This window comes from Kitasatospora sp. MY 5-36, assembly GCF_001182915.1.
Lineage (GTDB): Bacteria > Actinomycetota > Actinomycetes > Streptomycetales > Streptomycetaceae > Kitasatospora.
Window position 1 is genome coordinate 1 of record NZ_LFVW01000682.1, and the last position, 6,026, is coordinate 6,026.

The window sequence follows — 6,026 nt, forward strand, 5'->3', positions numbered from 1 at the left end:
CCCCTGCGCCCGGCACCGGCCCGGGCGACCGACGCCGCCCGACTGCTGGGCAGCTTCTATCCGGGGCGGGCCGGCATTCCTGGTGACCCCGCGGATCCCGACCTGGCCACCGCCCGGCTGCTCCCCGGCATCCGCCGCCGGCTCACCGAGGACGAGTTCACCCACGCGCTGGCAGCCGGCGCGGCCACCGCGCTCCCGGACCTGCTCTGCTCCCTCAGCGAGTCGGACTCCACCGGGACACCGCCGAAGAGGAAGCTGACGAATCGTCAGTTCCAGGTCTCGCTGCTGGTGGCCGACGGACTGAGCAACCACCAGATCGCACGTCGCCTGGGCATCTCGGAGTGGACCGTGGTCAACCACCTCCGCGAGGCGATGCGGCGGTTGCAGTGCTCCTCGCGGGTCGGCGTCGCCGGCTGGGTGCACCGCTCCGGCCGTCGGCCGGGCCCCGCTCACGGTGCGAAGCGGGGATGGTACGACGATCCGTTCGAGGCCTCCTGACCCGGCGGGCGGGCCCGCCACCCGGGCTTCCGCCGCCCCGGCTTCCAGGTCGGCCGATCCGTACACCCGCGTCCGCGACCACTCGGGGCGCCTAGCGGAGCCCGGTGAGGGTCGCCACCCGGTCGAAGCGGCCGTCGATGGCCTCGTCCCCGTGGTGCACGACGAGCAGGGCACGCCCCTCGGTCCGCTCCCTAAGCACCCGGAACACCAGCTCCCTGCCGCCGTCGTCGAGGTTCGCGAACGGCTCGTCGGCCAGGTACACGTCCGCGTCCTCGTGCAGGAGCACGGCGACCCCGACCCGCTGACGCTGGCCGGACGACAGGTCCGAGGGCAGTTGGTCGGCCAGGACGTCCAGACCCATCACGGCGCGCAGCCGCTCGTCGGCGACCAGTTCGCGCACCGGCAGCGGAGGCAGGTGCACCGGGGCGGTCAGGCTCGCCACCCGGGGCGGCAGGGTGACCGCCCCGGCGTCGGGGGCGAGGGTCCCGGCCATGACGTGCAGGAGCGTGGTCTTCCCGCAACCGTTGGGGCCGCGGAGCAGCACGCGCTCGCCGACGCGCAGGTCGAACTCGTCGATCGACACCTTGGCCCCCTCGCCGTACCCGACCCGGACTCCGCGGACCCGTACCAGGGCCCCCTCGTCGTAGTACGGGGCCTGCCCGGAGTCCCGCAGGGACTCGATCCGCTTGAGGACCGCGCTGCTCCGGCGGGCCTGCGGAATCATGTTGACGAGGTCGAAGATCCCGGTCACCGCCCGCCACAGCGAGTTCACGAAGGCGAGGAAGCTGCCGAACGACATCCGCCCGGCGAAGACGAAGAAGGCTCCGGTGATCATCGAGGCGGTGTCCGACAGGTTCATCACCAGGTCGCTGAGGGTTCGCTGCCGCTGTGACAGCCGGAAGTTGACGAAGGTGAGGTCGAGGAACCCGCGCAACGCGTCCCGGTTCACCGCGCGGGTGCCCGGCAGCAGCGACGGCAGTCCGCGCAGGGCGGGGAAGGACTCCAGCGTGCGGGTCAGCGTGTTGATGTACCGCGCCTCCGCCTCGCGTTCGGGCCCGGTGTTCTGCTCGATCCGCCTGCCGAGCCGGTTGCTCACAAGCACCAGCGGCGGCACGATCACCAGCAGGATGAGGCTGGCCTGCCAGGACAGGTAGAACAGCACGCCGAGGAAGGCGACCGACGCGACCGCCTGGCGTGCGATGCGGAGGGAGACGTCGACGGCCGGCAGGACGCCCTGGGCGACGTCGTTGTGGATGCGGCTGACGTACGAGGCGTTCCCCGCCTTCGCCACCTCTCGGCCGTCCAGGCCCAGCGTGCGGCTCAGCAACTCCGTCTCCAGCACCAGCGTGAACGCGTTCTCGAGGCGCTTGCGCCAACAGGCGACGCAGTAGTCCGTGATGGTGAGGGTCAGTCCGAACAGAAGGTACCCGAGGCCGAGGACGAGGAACCTGCGGAAGTCGGCGGTCAGGATCGCCTGGTCGAACAGGGCCTTGAGCAGCAGGGGGTGCAGCAGGGCCTCGAGCCCGCCCGTGGCAGCCTCGGCGACGAGGACCACCACGAACGGGGCCCGGTGGCCCCGCAAGGTACGCCACAACCGGTTGTTCACCGCGCCGCCTCGTCCAGCAGGAAGTCGGCGGTGCCTCCGGTGTTCACCCGGTGGAGCACCCGCAGCAGGCCCGCCGACCCGGTCAGGTAGTCGCAGGCGCAGCGCAGCAGCCCCTCACCGGGAAGGCCCAGCGGGGTCCGGCCGTCCTGGCGCGGCAGACCGAAGCGCTCGGCGGGCTCGAACAGGAACACCTTCCGGACGGTGTCGAGCTGCGTCAGCGCCTTGTCGCGGTAGGAGCGGTCGCCGGTGAACTCGGCCGCGTCGAGCAGCGCGTCGGCGATCCCGCTCATGCCGAAGGCGTACCCGGGCAGCACCGAGTAGCGGACGTCCAGCCCGCGCAGGACGGCGCGTGCCGCCTCCAGGTCGCCGTAGCGCAACAGCACCTGCGCCACGCCCGCGGACCCGACCTCGATGTACGGCTCCATGGTTCCCTCGTGCTCGAACATGATCGGGCCCGCGCCGTCCAGGGGCTTGGCGTGGGCCATCTCCCAGGCGAGCGCCTGCCGTCCGAGGCGCAGGTGGCGCTCCTCTCCCGTGACCTGGTGCATGCGCAGCAGGAACATCGCGACGCCGGCCTGTCCGAAGCCGAGGCCGGTCATCGGCCCCTCGGCGGCGAATTCGTTCACCCAGTAGGCCCGCCCGCCATCCAGCCGCACCGTGTCGTGCAGGGCTCGCGCGCAGTCCCGTGCCGCGGCGAGATCGCGCGGGTCGCGGCCCTGCAGGAAGAAGCGCAGGTTCGTCATCCCCACTCCGGCGAGGCCGTAGTAGAAGGTGTGGTCGCCCTGCTCCACCGCGCGCCGGTTGGCCTGGGCCAGCAGCTGCCCGGCCTCGGTCCCGAACCCGAGCGAGTCGGCCGCCCAGGCGATGCCGGCCAGGCCGTTCATGAGACCGTCCGGGTACTCCGCGCTGTCGATGTCGGCCAGCTTGCCGCCGAGCCAGTCGCGCCATTCGGGCCGGATCGCGATGCCGGAGGAGTGCAGCGCCCACAGCACGCCGCTCGCCCCGAAGCCGAGGCTCAGCGGGTTGGTGATGTGCGCGAAGGGGTCCACGGGGAAGAGCGTGCCCCGGCCGGTGTCGGCGACGGCCTCGACGAACGCGGCCACCCCGGTCTCCGCCTCCACCAGTCCGAGCCGTTCCTCGACGACCGGTCGCGCCGGGAGGGCCTCGACCTGGTCGAGCAGGTCCTCCTCGTGTTCCAGGGCGTCGAGCACGTCGGTGAGGCCGATCCGGTCCCCGGCCAGGTCGGTGATCAGCCGGTGGACGCGCTCCGGCCAGCCCAGGCCCTCGGTGATGAAGATCCGGTACAGGTCGAGGACGTCCTCGCGCAGGTACGACATCGCCGCGATCGGGAAGACGAAGTACGCCATGGTGGACGCCAGGGCGTAGCGGTCGCCCTCCGGCCCGAACGCCTTGAAGCCGTCGCGGGAGAGGCTGAATCCCGGTGTGAAGAGTTCGACCGGCTGCTCCAGCTCCGCTTCGCCGCTCCCGCCGTCGCCGTCGGTACCGCCGTTGCCGTCGGTCCCGGCCAGCCGGCAGGCTTCCAGGTCGACGATGGTCACCTCGTAGGTGTCCGGGTCGACGAGCAGGTTCGAGGCGGTGAAGTCGGCGAGGATCACCCCGCGGTCGTGCGCGGCCTGGATCGCGCGGGCCAGCCCGCGGAAGACCGCGAGGAAGATCCGCAGGTACTCCCGGGACCGCTCGATGTCGAACCCCGGCCGCGCGAGCGGGTTGCGTTCGAGCAGCACCGAGCGGAGGTCGGAGCTGTCGATGAACTCCTCGGCGATGAAGTGGTGCTCCCAGTGGCGGAACTTCGCGATCGGCGCCGGGTACGAGCCGGTGTCGGCCAGCCGGTTCAGGAACATCCACTCGCGGCCGAGGATGTCCACGGCGTCGTGGTTCCGACGGGGGTTGACGTTGGTGTGCGGACGGGCCTCCTTGAGCAGCACCGGCCGGTCGTCGTTCGCCGTGTCCTCGGCCGTGTACACGCCGCCGCTGTTGGAGAACTGGATCGCCCCGGTCACCCGGAACCGGCCCCCGAGCAGGCCGTCGTCCTCGTCCTCGTCCGCGGGCTTCCAGTCGTCGAACGGCCAGGGCACCCAGTCGGGCCGGGCGCGCCCCAGGCCCCGGTCGTCGGGGACGGGACCGTCCGGCCCGAGGATCCGCGGGTGCCGGCGGCCGAGGACGTCGACGGTGTGGGTGTCGAGGAACTGGCCGTAGCGGAAGTACAGCGCCTTGCTGTCCCGGTACCGCAGGTCCGACAGGACGTAGGCGCCCTCGTAGCCTTCCAGGAGTCCGGCCAGGTCGGCCAGGACCGCCCTGAACTCGTCGTCGTCGCGCGGGTAGACGGTGACGAGCTTGCCGCCGCTTCCCCGGGACATCGACTTGGAGTTGAGCATCTCGAAGATGTTGATGTCGAGGGCTATCTTGAAGTCGGTCCCGCGTTCCGTCAGGTATCCGACCACCGAGGCGGCGACCTCGCGCACGTGACGGCAGCTCGCCGACACATGGATCTTCCAGCCCTGCGCCGGCAGGTCCGGACTGGGCCGATGGCTCCACCAGATGCCGCTGCGGACGAACCGCGCCCGCAGCGGCTCGTCGAGCCCGGCGAGGAAGTGGTCCGCGCTCGGTTCGTACGAGACGTCGAGCGGGTCGAAGAACAGCGTGTCGTTCCACGCGAAGAGGAAGCGGTAGACCCATCGTTCGTTGCGCATGTCAGCCTCTGCGATCGTCCGGGGCGGCCGGTGGAAGCGACAGGGTCCGTGCGGGGGACGCGGCACGCCCCCCGCACGGACCCGTCCGGCTACGGCTTGCCGGGCTCGCTGGGCTTGCAGCAGGCGCTGCTGCTGCTCGTCAGGCTGAGGACTGCCACGGCGCTCATCTTGACGCGGGCCTCGATGTTCTGGAGCTTGAGGACACTCATTTCGGGTCGTCTCCTGGGAGATCGAGTGCGCGGGACGCGCAGCGAGGGTGGGATTCGCACCGGCCGGTGGTCGGTACGAGCCCGGACCGTGATGCCTCCGCGGTCCGGGTGATGGCGAGTCTCGTCGTGGCACACCGGGTACCGGTAGGGGCTGATAGTTGTCATGGTCTTTCGACCGGCTCGGCCGCAGACTGAAAAGCTGTTGTCCTTCCGGGCCTCGGGCGCGATGGAGGCGGGGCCCGCGATTCGTCCTCGCGGGCCCCGCCTGGTGTCACACTGTCATCTGGGCCGGCAGCAGTGCTCGTTGCGGTTGACGAGGGTGTGCCCCTCGGTGCTGCCGCGGCGTTCTGATCAGGGGTCCACCGTCACGGTGATGGTCTCGGGGTCGGCACTATTGTCCTGGTACACCGAGTCACCGCTGTAGACGGCGGTGATGGTGTGGGTGCCCGCGGTGCGGAAGGCGGCGACCGTCCCGCCGGCGGCGCAGGTGCCGAGGGAGAGGATCAGGCGTCCCGTGCCGAGGGTCGTCCCGGTGGTGGTGTCGGTGAACGTGACGGTTCCGGTGGGCCTGGTCGTGGAGCCCGCGCCGGGGCAGACGATGTCGCTGAGCACGACCGGCGAGCCGGTCCGGGTGCGCTGGGGCAGCGCGGTCAGCGTCGTGGTGATCGGCTTGCCCACGGTGTAGCTGATGACCACCTGGCCGTTGTGGTTCGCCGTCCCGATCGTCGAGGCCGCATAGGACGTCCCGGTGCCCGACGGGGCCGCGAAGCTGCTTCCCCCACCGCCACCGCCGCCGCTCGCCTCCGTGCCGGTGTTGTTGACGGCAGCGCTGCCGCCGCCCCCGCCGGCGAAGTAGCCGCCGCCACCGCCACCGCCCGCACCGGTGGCAGTGGCGGCACAGCCGCCGTCGATCGCTCCGCCGGCGCCGCCGGTGCCGATCGTGGTGCCGGCGAACCCGCCTCCCGGCCCACCCGGCGTGGCGCTACAGAACGAGACGGCGCC

The 6,026-nt window shown here is 71.5% G+C and carries 5 protein-coding genes; 1 reads left to right on the plus strand and 4 read right to left on the minus strand.

What is annotated here, in order from left to right; genetic code table 11:
* A partial coding sequence (locus tag AE652_RS44395; RefSeq protein ID WP_107086608.1) for a LuxR C-terminal-related transcriptional regulator occupies positions 1 to 498 on the plus strand: 498 nt, incomplete at its 5' end.
* Positions 499 to 589: 91 nt separating this feature from the next.
* Here the strand turns inward: AE652_RS44395 and AE652_RS33520 are convergent.
* The 4 genes from AE652_RS33520 to AE652_RS49345 all read right to left on the minus strand — a co-directional run.
* The gene (locus AE652_RS33520) at positions 590 to 2,104 is read right to left on the minus strand and encodes an ABC transporter ATP-binding protein (RefSeq protein WP_199823181.1); all 1,515 of its coding nucleotides are present in this window, start codon (positions 2,102 to 2,104) and stop codon (positions 590 to 592) included.
* The gene (lanKC, locus tag AE652_RS33525) at positions 2,101 to 4,815 is read right to left on the minus strand and encodes a class III lanthionine synthetase LanKC (RefSeq protein WP_049658508.1); all 2,715 of its coding nucleotides are present in this window, start codon (positions 4,813 to 4,815) and stop codon (positions 2,101 to 2,103) included. Before lanKC ends, AE652_RS33520 begins: the two co-directional genes overlap by 4 nt.
* An 89-nt stretch (positions 4,816 to 4,904) precedes the next feature.
* Positions 4,905 to 5,024 carry a class III lanthipeptide gene (locus AE652_RS47545; RefSeq protein WP_199823182.1) on the minus strand — a complete coding sequence of 40 codons (120 nt, stop codon included), beginning with the start codon at positions 5,022 to 5,024 and terminating at the stop codon, positions 4,905 to 4,907.
* A gap of 351 nt (positions 5,025 to 5,375) precedes the next feature.
* Positions 5,376 to 6,026: Ig-like domain repeat protein (locus AE652_RS49345; RefSeq protein WP_049658511.1), on the minus strand; the 651-nt coding region annotated here is incomplete at its 5' end.

Excerpts from the sequence above, each read along its gene's own strand:
- lanKC (WP_049658508.1), bottom strand. The coding sequence starts at position 4,815 with ATGCGCAACGAACGATGGGTCTACCGCTTCCTCTTCGCGTGGAACGAC.
- AE652_RS47545 (WP_199823182.1), bottom strand. The coding sequence starts at position 5,024 with ATGAGTGTCCTCAAGCTCCAGAACATCGAGGCCCGCGTCAAGATGAGC.